This window comes from Aminobacter ciceronei (assembly GCF_014138625.1).
In the GTDB taxonomy this organism is placed as follows: domain Bacteria; phylum Pseudomonadota; class Alphaproteobacteria; order Rhizobiales; family Rhizobiaceae; genus Aminobacter; species Aminobacter ciceronei.
Genome location: NZ_JACJHY010000032.1, coordinates 47,669 through 65,512, shown reverse-complemented (window position 1 = coordinate 65,512; position 17,844 = coordinate 47,669). Strand labels below are relative to the sequence as shown.

Annotated in this window: 15 protein-coding genes; 2 read left to right on the top strand and 13 right to left on the bottom strand. The window is 63.1% G+C overall.

The window, feature by feature from the left end; genetic code table 11:
* The first annotated feature begins 77 nt into the window (after window positions 1-77).
* Window positions 78-1,097: an aldose epimerase family protein gene (locus HNQ95_RS26545; protein WP_067958657.1), complete on the top strand. Its 1,020-nt coding sequence runs from the start codon at window positions 78-80 to the stop codon at window positions 1,095-1,097.
* A gap of 3 nt (window positions 1,098-1,100) precedes the next feature.
* Here HNQ95_RS26545 and HNQ95_RS26540 read toward each other — a convergent pair whose 3' ends face one another.
* The 5 genes from HNQ95_RS26540 to chvE all read right to left on the bottom strand — a co-directional run bounded on the left by HNQ95_RS26540 (window position 1,101) and on the right by chvE (window position 7,028).
* Window positions 1,101-1,871, bottom strand: coding sequence for an SDR family NAD(P)-dependent oxidoreductase (locus HNQ95_RS26540; RefSeq protein WP_182575630.1), 771 nt, complete (start codon window positions 1,869-1,871; stop codon window positions 1,101-1,103).
* A 10-nt stretch (window positions 1,872-1,881) separates the two neighbouring features.
* Window positions 1,882-2,877, bottom strand: coding sequence for an AraD1 family protein (gene araD1, locus HNQ95_RS26535; RefSeq protein ID WP_067958653.1), 996 nt, complete (start codon window positions 2,875-2,877; stop codon window positions 1,882-1,884).
* A 156-nt stretch (window positions 2,878-3,033) separates the two neighbouring features.
* Entirely contained in the window at window positions 3,034-4,248 is a 1,215-nt protein-coding gene (gene mmsB, locus HNQ95_RS26530; RefSeq protein WP_067958652.1) for a multiple monosaccharide ABC transporter permease, read from the bottom strand.
* Complete coding sequence (gene mmsA / locus HNQ95_RS26525) at window positions 4,245-5,783, bottom strand: multiple monosaccharide ABC transporter ATP-binding protein (protein ID WP_067958650.1); 1,539 nt, start codon at window positions 5,781-5,783, stop codon at window positions 4,245-4,247. The genes mmsB and mmsA overlap by 4 nt, the downstream gene beginning before the upstream one ends.
* Window positions 5,784-6,011: 228 nt before the next feature.
* The gene (chvE, locus tag HNQ95_RS26520; protein ID WP_154386477.1) at window positions 6,012-7,028 is read right to left on the bottom strand and encodes a multiple monosaccharide ABC transporter substrate-binding protein; all 1,017 of its coding nucleotides are present in this window, start codon (window positions 7,026-7,028) and stop codon (window positions 6,012-6,014) included.
* Window positions 7,029-7,366: 338 nt separating this feature from the next.
* Here chvE and HNQ95_RS26515 point away from each other — a divergent pair, with 338 nt between their 5' ends.
* Window positions 7,367-8,353, top strand: coding sequence for a LysR family transcriptional regulator (locus HNQ95_RS26515; protein ID WP_182575629.1), 987 nt, complete (start codon window positions 7,367-7,369; stop codon window positions 8,351-8,353).
* A 93-nt stretch (window positions 8,354-8,446) separates the two neighbouring features.
* On the opposite strand, the gene HNQ95_RS26510 is transcribed toward HNQ95_RS26515, so the two are convergent.
* The 8 genes from HNQ95_RS26510 to HNQ95_RS26475 form a co-directional block, all read right to left on the bottom strand.
* On the bottom strand, window positions 8,447-9,625 hold the full coding sequence (locus HNQ95_RS26510; RefSeq protein ID WP_067958643.1) for a serine hydrolase domain-containing protein: 1,179 nt from the start codon (window positions 9,623-9,625) through the stop codon (window positions 8,447-8,449).
* A 26-nt stretch (window positions 9,626-9,651) separates the two neighbouring features.
* On the bottom strand, window positions 9,652-10,848 hold the full coding sequence (locus HNQ95_RS26505) for a serine hydrolase domain-containing protein (protein ID WP_182575628.1): 1,197 nt from the start codon (window positions 10,846-10,848) through the stop codon (window positions 9,652-9,654).
* Window positions 10,849-11,011: 163 nt separating this feature from the next.
* Window positions 11,012-12,034, bottom strand: coding sequence for an extracellular solute-binding protein (locus HNQ95_RS26500; RefSeq protein ID WP_182575641.1), 1,023 nt, complete (start codon window positions 12,032-12,034; stop codon window positions 11,012-11,014).
* A 120-nt stretch (window positions 12,035-12,154) separates the two neighbouring features.
* Window positions 12,155-13,189, bottom strand: coding sequence for an ABC transporter substrate-binding protein (locus HNQ95_RS26495; RefSeq protein WP_182575640.1), 1,035 nt, complete (start codon window positions 13,187-13,189; stop codon window positions 12,155-12,157).
* A gap of 17 nt (window positions 13,190-13,206) precedes the next feature.
* Window positions 13,207-14,007: an ABC transporter permease gene (locus HNQ95_RS26490; RefSeq protein WP_067958639.1), complete on the bottom strand. Its 801-nt coding sequence runs from the start codon at window positions 14,005-14,007 to the stop codon at window positions 13,207-13,209.
* Complete coding sequence (locus HNQ95_RS26485) at window positions 14,000-14,920, bottom strand: ABC transporter permease (RefSeq protein WP_182575627.1); 921 nt, start codon at window positions 14,918-14,920, stop codon at window positions 14,000-14,002. The genes HNQ95_RS26490 and HNQ95_RS26485 overlap by 8 nt, the downstream gene beginning before the upstream one ends.
* A gap of 3 nt (window positions 14,921-14,923) precedes the next feature.
* A complete protein-coding gene (locus HNQ95_RS26480) occupies window positions 14,924-16,018 on the bottom strand; it encodes an ABC transporter ATP-binding protein (RefSeq protein WP_067958634.1) in 1,095 nt (364 codons plus the stop codon).
* A gap of 126 nt (window positions 16,019-16,144) precedes the next feature.
* Complete coding sequence (locus tag HNQ95_RS26475; protein ID WP_154386444.1) at window positions 16,145-17,821, bottom strand: amidohydrolase; 1,677 nt, start codon at window positions 17,819-17,821, stop codon at window positions 16,145-16,147.
* Window positions 17,822-17,844 lie beyond the last annotated feature (23 nt).

Sequence of the window (17,844 nt, the reverse complement as noted above, 5' to 3'; positions counted from 1 at the left end):
TGGCAAAAGCCGCTTGAGAATCGTGCCGGTTTGCAGGAACCTGCGCTGGGCGCGAGGGCCGCGCGGAGCAAACGACAATGCCGATCAGCGAATTCGGTCAGATGGCCGACGGCACGGTGGTGCAAGCGATCGACATCGCCGCCGAAGGCATCGAGGCAAGGATCCTCACCTTCGGCGCGACACTTGCCGACCTCGTCGTCGCAACGCCTGACGGCCCGCGCTCGGTCATCCTCGGCTTCGACGATCTTGACGGTTATCTCAACCATGGCGGCTATTTCGGCGCTATTGCCGGACGTTGCGCCAACCGCATCGCCGGCGGCAGCTTCGAGCTCGACGGACAGACGTTCGAGCTCGATCTCAACGAGGCGGAGCGCACGCATCTCCATGGCGGCAGCGACGGCTTCTTCCGCCGCAACTGGCTCGTCGTCGACGCCAACGACAGTTCGGTGCTGCTGGCGCTGATCTCGCAGGCAGGCGATCAGGGCTACCCCGGCAAGGTTATCGCCACCTGCCGCTATTCACTCGACGCCGGACGCCTCACCATTGCGCTCGGCGCCCGTGCCGATGCCCCCACATTGGTCAACCTCGCCGCCCACGCCTATTTCAATCTCGATGGTGGCGGCTCGATCCTCGACCATCGTCTGAAGATCGCCGCCGAGGCCTACACACCTGTCGACGCGAACAACATCCCCACCGGCGAGGTGCCTGCCGTCGACGGCACGCCGTTCGATTTCCGTGAGCTTCGCCCGGTCCGCAACGGAATGGACGAGGCACACAGCCCTTATGACCACAACTGGGTACTTGCCATGCAGCCGGCGCCCGAGCCGTGGCATGCGGCGAGGCTCGAAGGCCCGCTGTCCGGCATCCGGCTCGATCTCTGGACCACCGAGCCAGGACTGCAGCTCTATGACGGCGCCTTCCTGCCGGTTGTCCCGCCCTTGCGCGGCGGCATCGCGCCCGTCCGCCACGGCGCGCTGTGCCTCGAGCCGCAACGCTTCCCCGACGCCATCCACCACCCGCACTTCCCGAGTGCCGTGCTGAGGCCTGACGAGATCTATTCGCAGGTCACCGAATATCGCTTTTCGATGGTCGAGTGACCGTTACACCCAACCGCCATCGACGACAAAATTCTGTGCCGTGCACATCATGGAATCGTCGGCCGAAAGAAACAGCGCCATGCGCGCGATGTCGTCGGGCAGCACCCGCCCTGCCAGGCACTGATTTGCATCGATCTCGGCATTGGCTGCATCGTCAACCCAGAGCTCAAGCTGGCGCTTGGTCATCACCCAGCCCGGTACCAGCGTATTGACCCGGATGCCATGCTTGCCGAGATCGCGGGCGAAGGAGCGCGTCATGCCGTGCACGGCAGCCTTGGAAGCGGCATAGGCAGGATAGCCGCCCGAGGCCTTCATCCAGCCGATAGAGCCGAGATTGACGATCGCACCGCCGCCGGCGGCGATCATGCCGGGTGCCACCGCCTGGATGGCGAAGAACGAGTGGCGCAGATTGACCGCAACACGCGCATCGAAATACTCCGGCGTCACCGCGCGCCAGTCGTGGCGGGTGTCGCTCGCGGCGTTGTTGACCAGCGCCATGGTCGGACCCTGCAAGGCCTCGATCGCGGCTATCGCCTCGCGGTAGGCCGCGATATCGGTGATGTCGCAGGCATGGAAGGCGACGGAAGCGCCCATGCCCGCCAACTCCTCGGCAAGCGCCATGCCCTCGGCTTCGGCAAGGTCGACAAATCCGACTTTCGCTCCCTGAGCGGCAAAGGCCCGCACCATCGCCTCGCCAATCCCTGTCGCTCCGCCGGAGACGAGCACCGGCCGCCCGGCCAGGCTCGGATATCTAGCCATCATGTCGTCGCTCATCGCCATCTCCTTACAATGTCCTGACCGCGATGGGGGCCGCTGCCCGCGCCTGTTTCAGCGGATTGCGCAGCGGCAGTCCGAATTCCGCCGCCTCGATCTCGAACACGTCACCGGGCTCCGTCTTCACCCCGTCAGCGAATGACAGCGTCGCCGTTCCGAACATGTGCACGTGCACGTCGCCCGGTTGGCGGAAGACACCATATTTGAAGTGATGATGTTCGAGATTGGCGATGGTGTGGGACATGTTGGCCTCGCCGGACAGGAACGGCTTTTCCCAGATCGGCTTGCCGGCGCGAATGATACGCGAGGCACCCTTGATGTCGGCAGGCAGTTCGCCGACGAGGATTTCCGGGCCAAACGAGGCATTCCGCAGTTTTGAATGGGCGAGATAGAGATAGTTGATACGCTCGGTGACGTGGTCGGAGAACTCGTTGGCGAGCGTGAAGCCGATGCGATAGGGCGTGCCGTCGTCGCCGACGAGATAGACGCCTGCAATCTCCGGCTCCTCTCCGGCATCGAGCGCGAAGTGCGGCGACACCAGCGGCTTGCCGGGATCGACGACCATGTTGCCGTTGCCCTTGTAGAACCATTCCGGCTGCACACCGACCTGGCCTCGCGCCGGCCTGCCGCCCTCCAGCCCCATGCGGAACATCTTCATGGAATCGGTCAGCATCTCCTCGCCACTGGCGTCCAGCTTCTTGTGCATGCTGTCCCGCGTCGCCGCCGAGCCCAGATGGGTGAGCCCGGTGCCGGTCAGATGCAGATGCGCCGGATCGGGATGCCTGACCGGCGACAGCACCTGGCCGGCGCGGCCGGCGGCCTCGATGTCGACGGCCTCGCCAAGGCCGCGGTCGGCGACGATGGCCGCAAGCGTGGTTCCGGCGCGCACCGCCTCCAGCGCCAGCGCGTAGATCGACTTGGCGTCGTTGACCAGCCGCGCGGTCCCGCCTTCCCGCACCGCCACACGGCTCTTGCCGTCGGCCAGGATTATCTGGGACATCAACATTCCTGCACTCCTTCCGTCTCGCCCCGGCCGGCCTCGTTTCCGGCGCCCGGCAAGACTTTCCCGTCGCGCCACGCACATGCGCAGCACGCCTTGCCTGTTGTCTTCGAGATTGCGGGCCCGCTCCCCCGGGCGCCGCGGCCGGTCGCTCCCTGCGGCCTAGGCCTTCTTCTTGTTGTAGAGGTCGAAGGCGACAGCACCGAGCAGAACCAGGCCCTTGATCACCTGCTGCCAGTCGATGTTGATGCCCATGATCGACATGCCGTTGTTCATTACGCCCATGATGAAGGCGCCGATGACCGCGCCCGCCACCTGACCGACACCGCCCAACGCCGAAGCACCACCGATGAACACCGCAGCAATCACGTCGAGCTCCATGCCGGCACCTGCCTTGGGCGTCGCCATGTTCAGACGGGCGGCAAAGATCAGTCCGGCAAGTGCTGCCAACGCCCCCATGATGGCGAAGATGTAGAATGTCAGCCGCTCGGTGTGGATGCCCGAGAGAGCAGCCGCCTTGACGTTGCCACCCATCGCATAGATGCGCCGGCCAAAGGTCATACGCTTGGTCACGAAAACGAATGCGGCGATGAGCACGCCCATCACGACAAGCACGTTGGGCAGGCCGCGATAGGACGCCAGCATATAGAGCAGGAACAGCACGATACCGGCCATGACGGCATTCTTCAGCACGAAGAAGCCGAAGGGCTCGGCATCATAACCGTGGCTCTCGCGGTTGCGCCGGCTTTTCAGCGCCGCAAAGAGCATTCCGGCGACGATCAGCAAGGCAATGACGATGGTGGTAGCGTGCAGCTTGACCCCGCCGATCGTCCACGGTCCGATCGGGTCGGGGATGAAGCCCGCCGACAGCATCTGGAATTCCGGCTGGAAAGGCCCGACCGAGCGTCCGCCGAGCAACCACAGTGCCAGCCCCTTGAACACCAGCATGCCGGCAAGTGTGACGATGAAGGACGGGATTTTCATATAGGCGATGAAGTAGCCCTGGACGCCACCGATGACGGCGCCGACGCATATGCATATCAGTCCGGCAAGAAACGGGTTGAAGCCGAAATCGACCATCAGCACCGCCGCGACCGCGCCGATGAAGCCCGCGACCGAGCCGACCGACAGGTCGATATGCCCGGCGACGATGACCAGCAGCATGCCGAGCGCCATGACGATGATGTAGGAATTCTGCAGGATCAGGTTGGTCAGGTTGACCGGTTTGAACAGCACACCGCTGGTGGTGAACTGGAAGAAGATCATGATAGCGATCAGGGCAAGCACCAGCCCGTATTCGCGCAGGTTCGCCTTGATGGCATCTTGCGCCGTCGCCTTGGCGGAATTGACCGTCGGGGCAGCTGTTTCCGTGCTCATGCGGCTTTCTCCTCGCCGCGGACGATCGCCCGCATGATCTTTTCCTGGCTGGCTTCGCTGGCCTTCATCTCAGCGACTATGCGTCCCTCGTTGAGCACATAGATGCGATCGCAGATGCCGAGAAGTTCCGGCATTTCCGACGATATCACCAAGATGCCCTTACCCTCGTCGGCGAGCTTGTTGATGATCGTGTAGATTTCATACTTGGCGCCGACATCGATGCCGCGCGTCGGCTCGTCGAGGATCAGCACGTCTGGGTTGGCAAACAGCCACTTCGACAGCACCACTTTCTGCTGGTTGCCGCCGGAAAGGTTGCCGGTGATCTGGTAGACGCTGGACGAGCGGATGTTGGTCTTCTTGCGATACTCGTTGGCGGCCCTCAGTTCGGCATTGTCGTCGATCACGCCCAGCTTCGACGAGACGCTTGGCAGGTTGGCGACCGTCACATTGTGCTTGATGTGGTCGATCAGGTTGAGGCCGTAGACCTTGCGGTCCTCGGTGGCATAGGCGAGGCCTGCCTTGACCGCCTTGCCGACCGTCGAGGTGTCGGCTTTCTTGCCGTGCAGCAGCACATCGCCGGTGATGTTGGTGCCGTAGGACCTGCCGAACACGCTCATCGCGAACTCGGTGCGCCCGGCCCCCATCAGGCCCGCAATACCGACGACCTCGCCCTTGCGCACCGACAGGTTGACGCTCTTGATGATCTGCCGCTCCGGATGCAGCGGGTGGTGCACCGACCAGTTTTTCACTTCGAAGATGGTCTCGCCGATGTTCGGCTCGCGGTGTGGATAGCGGTTCTCAAGGCTGCGCCCGACCATCGAGGTGACGATGCGGTCCTCGGTGATATCGGCCTTGTCCATCGTCTCGATCGACTGGCCGTCGCGGATGATGGTGATCTGGTCGGCGATGCGCTTGATCTCGTTCAGCTTGTGCGAAATCATGATCGAGGTCATGCCTTGCGCCTTGAACTCGACGAGCAGGTCGAGCAGCGACTGGCTGTCCTTCTCCGACAGCGAGGCCGTCGGCTCGTCGAGGATCAGAAGCCGGACGTCCTTGGCCAGCGCCTTGGCGATTTCCACCAGTTGCTGCTTGCCGGTACCGATGTTGGTGATCAGCGTGTCGGGATCCTCGCGCAGGCCGACCTTCTTCAACAGCTCGGCGGCACGGCGGCGCACCTTGTCCCAGTTGATGATGCCGTTTGTTGCCTGCTCGTTGCCCAGGAACATGTTCTCGGCGATCGACAGCATCGGCACGAGCGCAAGCTCCTGATGGATGATGACGATGCCGCGTTTTTCGGAATCATGGATGCCGTTGAAATGGCATTGCTGGCCTTCATAGCGGATGTCGCCGGAATAGCTGCCGAAGGGATAGACGCCGGAGAGGACCTTCATCAGCGTCGACTTGCCGGCGCCGTTCTCGCCGCAAATGGCGTGGATGTCGCCGCGCCTCACCTTGAGATTGACGTTCTCGAGCGCCTTGACGCCCGGGAAGGTCTTGGTGATGTCGCGCATTTCCAGAATGATGTCGTCACTCATGGTCCCTCGCTCGAAGTGGCGCCCCGCCTGTCCAGGAAAATGCACCCGGAAACGGAGGTAGCGTACTCTCTTTGGAACGGAGCTCCACCCCCACCTTGCGCGGGTCTCGACACGCGCCCGCGCCCGGCATTGGCTGCCTTCGGCGTTGATGCGGGGAGCCCGCCAAGCGGGTGTCCGGTCCCTTGAACCGCTCCCCGCAATTGCACGGGGAGCGGCAAGGCGGAAGGCTTACTTTATCTCCTCGGCCTTGATGTAGCCGGAGTCTACCAGGACCTTCTGGATGTCGTCCTTGACCACCGACACGGGCACCAGCAGGTAGGACGGAACCACCTTGACGCCGTTGTTGTAGGTCTTCTCGTCGTTGATCTCGGGCTTGCCGCCGGACAACGCCGCATCGACTAGGTTCGCGGTTACCTTGGCCAGTTCGCGGGTGTCCTTGAACACCGTCGAGTACTGCTCGCCGGCGATCATCGCCTTGACCGAAGGCACCTCGGCATCCTGACCGGAGATAACAGGCCATGGCTGTTCGGCCGTGCCGTAGCCGACGCCGCGCAGCGACGAGATGATACCGCGCGACAGGCCGTCATAGGGCGCGAGCACCGCATCGACACGGCTGCCGTCGGAGTAGTTGGCCGACAGGATGTTGTCCATGCGGGCCTGCGCCACCGCCGCATCCCAGCGCAGCGTGCCGACCTTTTCCATGCCCATCTGGCCCGACTTGACGACCAGCGTGCCCTTGTCGATCAGCGGCTGCAGCACCGACATGGCGCCGTCGTAGAAGAAGAAGGCGTTGTTGTCGTCGGGCGAACCGCCGAACAGTTCGATGTTGAACGGACCTGGCTTGTCAGGATAGCCGAGGCCCTTGAGCAGAGAGTCTGCCTGGAGCACGCCGACCTTGAAGTTGTCGAAGGTGGTGTAATAGTCGACATTGCCGCTGTCGCGGATCAGGCGGTCATAGGCGATGACCTTGACGCCCTTGTCGGCCGCCTGCTGCAGCACCGCCGACAGCGTGGTTCCGTCGATCGAAGCGATGATCAGGGCCTTGGCGTCCTTGGTCACCATGTTCTCGATCTGGGCGAGCTGGTTCGGGATATCGTCTTCGGCATACTGCATGTCGATGGTGTAGCCCTTGGCTTCGAGGGCCGCCTTGAGCGCGTCGCCATCATTGATCCAGCGCAGCGACGACTTGGTCGGCATGGCGATGCCGATCGTCCCCTTGTCCTGGGCATGGGCCTGATAGGACATGGCGGCGAGGCCAACCGCGAGGGCGGCTACGAACGTCTTGATGATCTTCACCTTCTCTCTCCCTTGTGAAGTGCCGGCGCGCGGACGCAAGCGCTCGCGCGTGGCCCCGCCATGAACGGCGCGGCAAAGCCAGGTATGATGCGTATTCCTCCAAAAGGCCGCGAGCCCTGCGTTTCCTCCGCTCGATGCTCCAGCGCCCGGCTGGCTGACATCGAACTCGCGACGGTCTCAACGTCGGGGAATGTGGCATAACAGTCAAATGCAAAATCGGCTGCACGGCATATCATTTCTGGTATGCTTCAAAGCCAGTTCAAGGCTGCGCAGGAGGGAAGGACGCGATGGTCGACATCCGGGAGGACGCCAGGGCAAGCGGCACCAGCCTGCGCATCAACGACAACGAAACCTTGCTGCGCAGCGGCCTCAAGCTGCGCCATATGCGCATGGTGGTGGCGCTGGAGGATCACGGCCAGATCAGCGCCGCCGCCCAGGTCATGAACATCTCCCAGCCCGCTGCCTCGCGCATGATCTCCGAGATCGAGGACATCCTCGGCGTCGAGGTCTGCGAGCGGCTGCCACGAGGCGTCCGGCTGACGCCCTATGGCGCAGCCCTTGCCCGCCGTGGCCGCGCCATCCTGCTCGAGATGCAGCAGGTCGACCGTGAGATCTCCGACCTCAAGTCCGGCAAGGGCGGCTCGGTCGCCATGGGCGCGGTGACCGCACCCGCGATCGAGCTGGCGGTACCTGCCATCCGCAAGATCCGCGAGCGCTATCCGCGCATCGAGATCAGCGTGCAGATCGAGACAAGTGCCGTCCTGGCACGCGAACTCCTCGCCTCGCGCCACGATTTCATCGTCGCCCGCGTCCCCGACGATCTCGATCCGCGTTTGTTCGAAAGCCGCATCATAGGCATTGAGAAGGCCTGCCTCATCGTTCGCCGCGGCCATCCCCTGGCCGGCTCCGGCACTGTTCCGCTGGAACGCCTTGCCGAATTCGACTGGGTTTTCCAGCCCGGCGGTTCGCTGCTACGTCAGACGGTACAGGGCATCTTCATGAGCCGAAACGTCCGCATGCCCGACCGCATCCTCAACACCAGCTCATTGCTCTTGACGCTGGTGATGGTGGCGCAGTCGGACGCCATCGCGCCAATCGCGACTGACGTCGCCAATTTCGTCAACGCCAAGAGCGGTCTCGACGGCACGATCGAGATCCTGCCGATCGCCTTCGACATCAACGTCCAGCCCTACAGCCTGATCACCGTGCGCGGCCGCATACTGTCACCGACAGCCCAGTTGCTGCACGACCACATCCTGCGTGAGATCGCATAGGCGACCTCACGGGACCGGAGTGCCTTGCCCCCAGGAAGTGAGGAGAGTTAGCCCCGCGAAACCGTGACGGATGGACACTCGAGAGTTCGGCCCTCACACCCTGGCGCAGATCGCCTCGAAGAACGCGACATTGTCGAGGTCGAGCGGATCGTCGACCGGCAGCGCCTGCGACGACATCTTGGAGATCACCACCTCGGCCTTGGGGTCAATGTAGAGCCACTGGCCGTGGATGCCGATGCCGCAATAGGCTTGGGCAGCATTGGCGCTCTGGTACCACTTGTTGCGATAGCGCCCGTGGGCGAACAGGTTGGTCATCGTACCGCGCTGCCAGGCCACTGCATCGCCGCCATGGATGGTGTCTTCGACCCAGGCCTGCGGCACGATCCGGCCGCCTTCGGCAACACCGCCCTGCCGCATCATCTCGCCGACACGCGCGAGGTCGCGCACCGCCACCGATACGCCGCCCGCCGCGCGCGCCGAGCCTTCCGCATCGACGCTGACGAAGGCATCGCGCACCGCGCCCAGCGGCTGCCACAGCTTGTCCGCCATCAGCTCGGCATAACGCTGGCCAGAGGCGCGCTCGACGATGATGCCGAGCAGGTCTGAATTGGGCGAGCGGTAGCGGAAGGTCTGGCCGTGCGGCTCGTCCAGCGGCTGCAGTGAGACGAGGAACTCGCGCAAAGTTTCCGATCCGCCGCCCGGGTTCCACATCGTGGCGCGGCGATAACGGGCAAAGGCGCTTTCGGGGTCGAGATAAGCCTCCTCGAAATCGAGGCTGACGGTCATGTCGAGCACGTGACGCACAGTGGCTTTGGCGTAGACCGAGCCGGTCGCTTCGGGCACGTAGTCGGTCACCGGCGCATTCGGGTCGAGCTTGCCCTCGCCTTCGAGGCTGCCGGCAAGGACCGCCGTCAGCGACTTCGAGATCGAAAAGATGATGTGCCGTGCCTCGGGCCGCATCTCGGGCGCGAACCAATCGCCGACGAAGCGCCCCTTCTTCATCACCGCAAGCGCATCCGTCGACGAGCGCTCGAGGAAACCGGCCACGCTCTCGTTTCGGCCGTTGATATCAACGATTTCCGTCAGAAGCCCGGCGAGATCGACGGGCGCGCTCTCGACCTTGCCCTCCAGGGCCGGGATTCGCGTGCTGCGCACCATCTCGCCGACATTCTGGAAAGCCCAGCGGTTGAACGGCTTCTCGCGCCAGTTGCCGAGCGTCACGTCCTGGCGCGCAAAACCGAATGCCTGCTCGAAGGCGTTTGATGACGTCATGATATGTCCTTGCTGCTATGTTCCGGTCAGGCGAGTGCGGCTGCGATGGTGTGCACAGCCTTCAGGGTCGCCACCGAATAGGGAACCGAAGTGAAGTCGGGCCAGGTCGACAGCTTCACCGTGACCATGCCGGCGTCGAAATTGATATGGATCAGTTGCCCGAACACGCCGCGGCACATCAGCGTCCGCGAGCGCGGGTCCTCGATCCAGAACTGGTTGCGATAGCTGGCCTCGGGCATCGAGGTGCTGAAGTTGGGGCCATGCATTCCCCGCCGGGTCTCGGCGATCCAGCCGGCAGGCACGATGTCGGCGCCGTCCTCCAGGATCGTCTGGCCGAAGCGGGCATAGTCGCGCAGCGTCGCGTTGAAGCCGCCGTCGGCAATGGCGTAACCGGCGCTGTCGACGGTGAAACAGGCGCTCTCCTCGGCGCCGATCTTCTGCCACAGCTCTTCGGACACCAGTTGCGGCAGCCGCCTGCCGGTCGCCCGCTCCATGATGAAGGCGAGCACATCAGTCTCGATCGAGCGGTACTCGAAGGCAGCGCCATGCGGCCTGGTCGTTTCGGTCAGGCGCTGGATCAACTCGAACATATGCCGTGGCCAGTGGAAGCTGGGGTCGGCATCCGCGGGGACCGGCTTCCAGCCGCCGGCGACGTCGACCTGGCCGATGTCGGAATAGGGGTCGGTATAAGCCTCGCTGAAACGGACACCCGTGGTCATGTCGAGCACCTGCTGAACGGTCGCCCCCTTCCAGCCGGTCGTTGCCAGCTCCGGCAGATAGTCGGTCACCAGCTTCTTCGGGTCGACGATACCTCGCCCCGCAAGAATGCCGCATACCGTGCCCGTCACCGATTTCGCCACCGATTGCGACAGATGCAGCGTGCGTGGCGTCATGCCGTTGAAGTAGCGCTCATAGGCGATCTTGCCGTCCTTAAGCACGAGGAAGCCATCGGTGTAGGTCTCGTCGAGCAGCCCCGAAAGCGTCGTCGGTTTGCCCCCGCTGTCCACGACCGCCAGGCCGTCGAGATCTGTCTCGGCGCGCAGCAATTCACGAACCGGACCTTCGCCGCGCCATACCTCCGCCGTCGTCACGATCTCGCGCACGTGCTGAAACGCCCAGCGGTTCCACGGCGGCATGTCCCATCGCGCCTTCGGTACCTTCATCGCCGGTGGCGAGCCCTGCATGATGGGTGGCGGCGCATCGCTGTTTCTGTAGGAGCTCATGTCTCTCAACCTTGTCTCTTCGCCACCCATGGTGGAGACGATGTCGGCCCTTCGAAAAACTCAAAACCAGATGCGGGACGGCACAAACGCTTCAAGGCCTGGTGCTGCCCCTCATCCGCCCTTCGGGGCACCTCCTCCCGCAAACGGGGAGCAGGGACAGCCCCTACTTCTGCAGGTCGGTCCAGATCTTGGTGTAGATCGCATCGACCTCCGGCGGGCACATCAAGGCCATCGTGCCATGCGCCTTGCTCGCTTCCGGAATAACGATTTCAGGCGCGTCCTTCATCTCGGCGGGCATGAACTTTTCCGAGCCTGCAATGCCGTTGGCATAGCGGTGATAGGCGGAAAGCCCCGCCGCGATTTCGGGATCCATGATGAAGTTCTGGAACAGCTTGGCGTTCTCGACGTTCTTGGCGTCCTTCAACACCACCACGTTGTCGCTCCAGTAGGTGAAGCCTTCCTTCGGATAGCCGAAATTCACCTCAGGACGCGCCAGCCGGATGCGCAGCGCGGCCCCGTTCCAGGTTGTCGAGGCCTGGAAGTCGCCGGCCTTCATCTTGTCGATCGCGCCATACTCCATAGCGACCCAGTTCGGTTTCGCCGCCACCAGCAGGTCGCGCGCCTTCTTCAGCACCTCCTTGTCGTCGGTGCATTGCTGGCCGCCGACATAGCGGATCGCCGCCGTCACCACGTCCTTCATCTCGGGGACGACATTGACCTTGCCCTTCAGCTCGTCGGGCGTCTCGAAGATGATCTTCCAGGTGTTGATGTCGCCCTTGTAGGTGCTGGTGTTGACAACCGTGCCGACCGTGCCCCAAGCCCAGGGCACCGAATATTTGCGGCCGGGGTCGAATTCGGGGTTGGCCCAGTCGGGCGACACGTTCTTGAAGTTCTCCATGCCGCCCGGATTGGTCTCGAGCAGCAGACCTTCCTTGATCCAGATCGGCAGATGCGTCTGGGAGGGAACCGCGATGTCGAAACCGCTGCCGCCCTGGCGCACCTTGGCGAGTGCGGTGTCGTTCGAGTCGTAGTCGGTGATCGTCACCTTGACCTTGTACTTTTCCTCGAACTTCTTGATCACCTCGGGGTTGGTGTAGTTGCCCCAGTTGTAGATGTTGAGCTGGCCTTCGGCGCGGGCAAAGCCGGTCGCCGCAAACAGCGCGATCGCCGCGACGGCAGTGGACATCATTGGTTTCACAGCAGGTCTCCTCTTCATTTCAGACTGTGAGCACCCTGCCAGTGGCAGGCTACATCAACATCACGGCCGGACCGGGTCCGGCCGTGATTGTTTCTGATCGGGCAGAACTTACTTCTGCAGTTCGGTCCAGATCTTGGTGTACAGGGCGGTCACCTCGGGCGCGCAGGTCTGGAGGATTTCGCCGTTCTTCTTGAACTCCTCTGGCACCACTACTTCCGGCGCGGACGTCATGTCGGCTGGCATGAACTTCTCCGAACCGGCGATGCCGTTGGCATAGCGATGGAAAGCCGAGTTCATCGCCGCGTTTTCCGGATCCATCATGAAGTTCTGGAACAGCTTGGCGTTCTCGACGTTCTTGGCTTCCTTCAGCACCACCACGTTGTCGGACCAGTACTGGAAACCTTCGGTCGGATAGCCGTAGTGGATGGCCGGGTTCTTCAGCCGCTGGCGCAGGGCCGAGCCGTTCCAGTCGCTGGTTGCCTTGAAGTCGCCGGCGCCCATCTTTTCGATGGTGTTGTATTCCATGGCGATCCAGTTCGGCTTGGCGGCAACGAGAACGTCGCGCACCTTCTTCAGCACTTCCTTGTCGCCGGTGCACTGCTCGCCGCCGACATACTTGATCGCGGCATGCAAGACGTCGTTCATCTCGGGAACGACGTTGACCTTGCCCTTCAACTCGTCCGGCGTGTCGAAGACGATCTTCCAGGTGTTGATGTCGCCCTGGTAGACGTCGGTGTTGACGACCACGCCGACGGTGCCCCAAGCCCACGGCACGGTGTACTTGCGGCCCGGATCGAAGGCCGGGTTGGCCCATTGGGGCGCGACGTTCTTGAAGTTCTCCATGCCACCGGGATTGGTCTCGAGGATGAGCCCTTCCTGGATCCAGATCGGCACGTAGGTCTGCGACGGCATGGCGACGTCGAAGCCGGTGCCGCCCTGGCGCACCTTGGCAAGTGCGGTGTCGTTCGAGTCGTAGTCGGTCACTGTTACCTTGACGTCGAACTGCTTCTCGAACTTCTTGATCATGTCGGGGCTGATGTAGTTGCCCCAGTTGTAGATGTTCAGCTCGCCGGCTGCGGAGGCGAGGCTGGTCGAGGCAAGCAGCGCAAGGCCGGCGGCCATCGACATGGATTTCAGATTCATCATTCCACTCCCGTTGATTAATCCCGTTTCCTGCTCAAGAAGAAGAACAGCGTGACGATGACGACCGACAAGAGCAGGAAGACGGTCGATATCGCATTGACCTCCGGCGTGATGCCGCGGCGGATCTGCCCCAGCATGTAGGTTGGCAAGGTGTCCTGCCCGCCCGACTTGACGAATTCGGTAATGACCACGTCGTCGAGCGAGATGACGAAGGCGAGCATCAGGCCGGCTATGATTCCCGGCCAGAGCAGTGGCAGCGTCACGCGGCGGAACGCTTTCCATGGCGTGGCGTAGAGATCGGCCGCAGCCCGTTCAAGCGTCAGGTCCATGTTCTCGAGGCGCGCCCGGATCGGCAGATAGGCAAAGGGAATGCAGAACGCCGTGTGCGCCGCGATCAGGTAGCCGAGGCCGTTGTAGCCGCTGGCGATCTTGATCTGCGCAAAGAAGATCAGCAGCGCCACGCCGGTGACGATCTCCGGCACCATCAGCGGCTGGTTGATGAAGGCGTATTTGAACGTCAGGCCGCGATAGGTGCGCGTCCGCGTCGTCGCCAGTGCCGCCATCGTTGCCGCGATGGTGGCGATGATCGCCGCCGAGGAGGCGATCTTCAGCGACCGCCAGGAGGCGTCGACGACCTGCTGGTTGGACCAGGCGGCGACGAACCAGCGCAGCGAGAAGCCGCCCCAGTCGGACACCGAGCTCGACTCGTTGAAGGCGAAGATCACCAGCACGGCAATCGGCAGGTAAAGCAGGAAGAAGCATGCGCAGGCGATCGTCGTAAAACCGGTCTGCTGCCTGATCGAGAAGCGCTTAGCCATGACGCACCTCCGAGCCTGCGGTGTTGCGGACGTAGACGAGAAGCGCCATCATCACGATCGCCATGACGGTGATCGAAAGTGCTGCCCCCAGTGGCCAGTTGCGCCCTTGCCCGAACTGCAGCTCGATCAGGTTGGCAAACATCATGTTCTTGCCGCCACCCAGAACGCTCGGTGTCACATAGGCGCCGATGGCCGGGATGAACACCAGGATCGAGCCAGCGACGACACCGGGCCTGACCAGCGGGAAGATGATCCGCTTCAGCACCTGCCAGCGCGTGGCATAAAGATCGTAGCCGGCCTCGACGAGGCGGAAGTCGAGCTTTTCCATGCTGGCATAGAGCGGCAGCACCATCAGCGGCAGGTAGACATAGACCATGCCCACCATGATGGCGAAGTCGGTGTAGAGCATCTGGATCGGCTGGTCGATGATGCCGAGATTGATCAGCGCCGTGTTGATCAGGCCTTCGTTGCGGATCACCTGCAGCACGGCAAAGGTGCGGATCAGCAGGTTGGTCCAGAACGGAATGGTGATCAGGAACAACCAGATGTCGCGCGTCCGCTCCGACCGTGTTGCGATGAAATAGGCCGTCGGAAAACCGAAGACCAGCGTCGCCACCGTCGCCATGAGAGCGAGTTTCAGCGAGCGCCAGAAGATGGTGAGATGGGCGCTGGCAAAGGACAGCGTGTCGTCGAAGATGTCGCGTTCGAGGAAAACCGAGACCCAGCCCTCGGTCGAGAACTTCCACTGGACGTCGCCGTAGGGTCCGGGCGTCAGGAACGAATAGAGAAGCACGATCAAGAGCGGGCCGGATGCGGCCAGAAGGATGATGATCAGCGCCGGCGCCGAGAGATACCAGCGGGTCCTGATCTCCCGCGCCTCTGCCTGCTTTTCGATTTCGGCTGCGGTCGCCATGGCTCAGTCCTTCAGGATCTGGGCCGCATCGTCGCCCAGGACGATGCCGACGCGCTCGCCGCGCTCGAATTCCACCATCGCGCCGCGCGTGTTCTGCTGGCGCACGGTGAAAGCCTCGCCGTCATCCAGCCTGACATGCACATGCGTGTCGGTGCCGAAATAGACGACGTTTTCGACCAGGCCCGAAATGTCGCCCTTGCCCTTCACCGCCTTGGCGTGCTCGGGCCGGATGACGACGGTGGCATCGCCGTCGGGCTTGAAGCCATCGGCGACCGTCGCCGAGATCGTCGCGCCAGACTTCAGCGTCACCTTGGCCTTGCCGCCGTCGATGCTGTCGATGCTGGCGTCGAGGAAATTGGTTTCGCCGATGAAGTCGGCGACGAAGCGAACCGCCGGCCGGTCGTAGATCTCGCGCGCCGACCCGACCTGCAGGATCTTGCCCGACGACATCACAGCGATGCGATCGGACATGGTCAGCGCTTCTTCCTGGTCATGGGTGACGAAGATGAAGGTGATGCCGGTCTCGTGCTGCAGACGCTTGAGTTCGATCTGCATTTCCTTGCGCAGCTTGTAATCGAGCGCCGACAGCGGCTCGTCGAGCAACAGCACCTTGGGCTGCGGCGCGAGCGCGCGGGCCAGCGCCACGCGCTGTTGCTGACCGCCGGAGATCTGGCTGGTGCGGCGCTTGGCGAGCTTTTCCATGCGCACCAGCTTCAACATCTCGGCGACGCGGGCGTCGATCTCGGCGCGTGGCTTGCCCAGCATCTCAAGGCCGAAGCCGATGTTCTCGGCCACCGTCATATGCGGAAATAGTGCGTAGGACTGGAACACCGTGTTGACCGGCCGCTTGAATGGCGGCAGCGGCGCGATATCGCTGCCATAGAGCAGGATCTCGCCTTCCGAAGGAAAATCGAAGCCGGCGATCAGGCGAAGCAGCGTGGTCTTGCCGCAGCCGGAAGGTCCAAGCAGCGTGAAGAACTCGTTTTCCCTGATCGAAACCGAAACGGTATCCAGCGCTGCGACCTGCGCCTCTCCCGTCCCGAATACTTTACGAACCCCACGAACTTCGATCGCATTCTTACCCGGTGTGTCCGGCACGCAAACGCCCCATTTGTTTCGTCCACTTTTGCAGTGAAACTTTTTTCCCCGTTCAATTGTCACCACACCCCGTCAGGCTTGGCAACAACGGCTCGTCGTCATGTCGCCAGGCATCCGCCCTGCGGCTCATGCCTGGTAGCTCACCCGCCCTCCGCAGATGGTCGTCACAGGCCGCACCTGGTGCAACACCGCCGGATCGGTTGCCTCGATGTCGGCCGAGAGCACCACCAGGTCGCCGAAATAGCCTGGTTTCAGCTGGCCCTTGCGGTCTTCCTTGAACTCGGCGTAGGCGCCCTCGACGGTGTAGCCGGCCAGCGCCTGGTGCAGCGAAACGCTCTGGTCGGGCATGTCTTCAGCCCATGGCTTTCGCAGCATCGCTGCCTGCATGCCCTCGATCGGATCGATCGGCGCCACTGGCCAGTCGGAGGCAAACACCACATGCGCGCCTGCCTCGATCAAGGTCCGGGTCGGATAGGCATAGGGCCAGCGCTGGCGACCGATGCGCGATACCGTCGGCTCAAGAGGAAAGCTCATCGCACCCGGCGGGTGCGGAGGCTGCATCGAAGCGATCACGCCGAGGTCGACGAAACGCTGGATGTCGCTGGCCGTGGTCAGCTCGACATGCTCGACACGGTGGCGGCTGTCGCGCTTGCCATTGACCTTCGCGGCCGCCTCGTAGCCGTCTAGTACGGCGCGTGTCGCGCCATCACCGATCGAATGCACGGCGATCTGCAGGCCGCGCCGGTCGATCTCGGTGGCGATACGTTTGAACTCCTCGGGCGAAAACAGCGGCTCGCCGACCCAGTCGGGACGATCCGCATAGGGCTCGATCATCACGGCCGTCCAGGAGTCCAGCACGCCGTCATAGAACATCTTGACGAGACCCGACGACAGCCAGTCGCCGTCGTAGCGCTCGGCCATGACGGACGCCTTGTCCAGCGCGTCTGGCGTCATGAAGTTCTTGTAGTGGAACGGGATCTGCACCCGGCAGATCAGATCGCCCTCTGCCTGGACTTCCGACAGCAGCTCCAACTGGTAGAAATTGCCGTCCATGTTCTGGATCGAGGTGATGCCGTGGCGCGCGCACCAATCGAGGCCGCGGCGCATGATGGCGCGGTCGCCAGCGCGCTCGTCGCCTTCGGGCACAGGATCGGGCTCGCCGCCGGTCGACAGGCCGAGCCGCACACGCTCCTCGCCGGCAAGCTTGAGCACCGGGTTGAACGCCTCGTTCTCGCGCAGCTCGCCCTCGGCCAGGCCATCGTCGCCCATGACGATCTCGTTGCCGGGCGTAAGTTCCCGCCCGTGCAACACATCGGCCATTTCGAGCGCCTTGGTGTTCGCCCAATAGGTGTGATGGTCGGGGGCCGCCATGATGAAGGCCCGGTCGGGCAAGATGGCGTCGAGGTGATGGCGCGTCACGCGCTCGCTGCCGAGAATGGTGTAGTCGGCGCCTTGGCCGACAAGCATGCGCTGGTTCGGGCGAGCAGCCGCATAGGCCAGCACCGCTTCGCGCAGAGCATCAAGGCCACTCACGCCGGCAAGCTGAAGATGCGCCAGTTCGGCCGCACCCGAGAAGAGATGCATGTGCGCTTCGATGAAGCCAGGAACCACCGATCCGCCGCGCGCGTCGATAATCTTTGTGTCGGGGCCGCGCAGCGCTTCAACGGTGGCGTTGTCGCCAACGGCCGCGATCAGTCCATCTACGACTGCCACCGCTTCGGCCGTGGGCCGGGTCGAGTCCATGGTCAGCACGCGGCCGTTGATGACGATCAGATCGGCATTGCGAACCGGTTGGACAGACATCGCGACTCCGCGCACTTGACTGA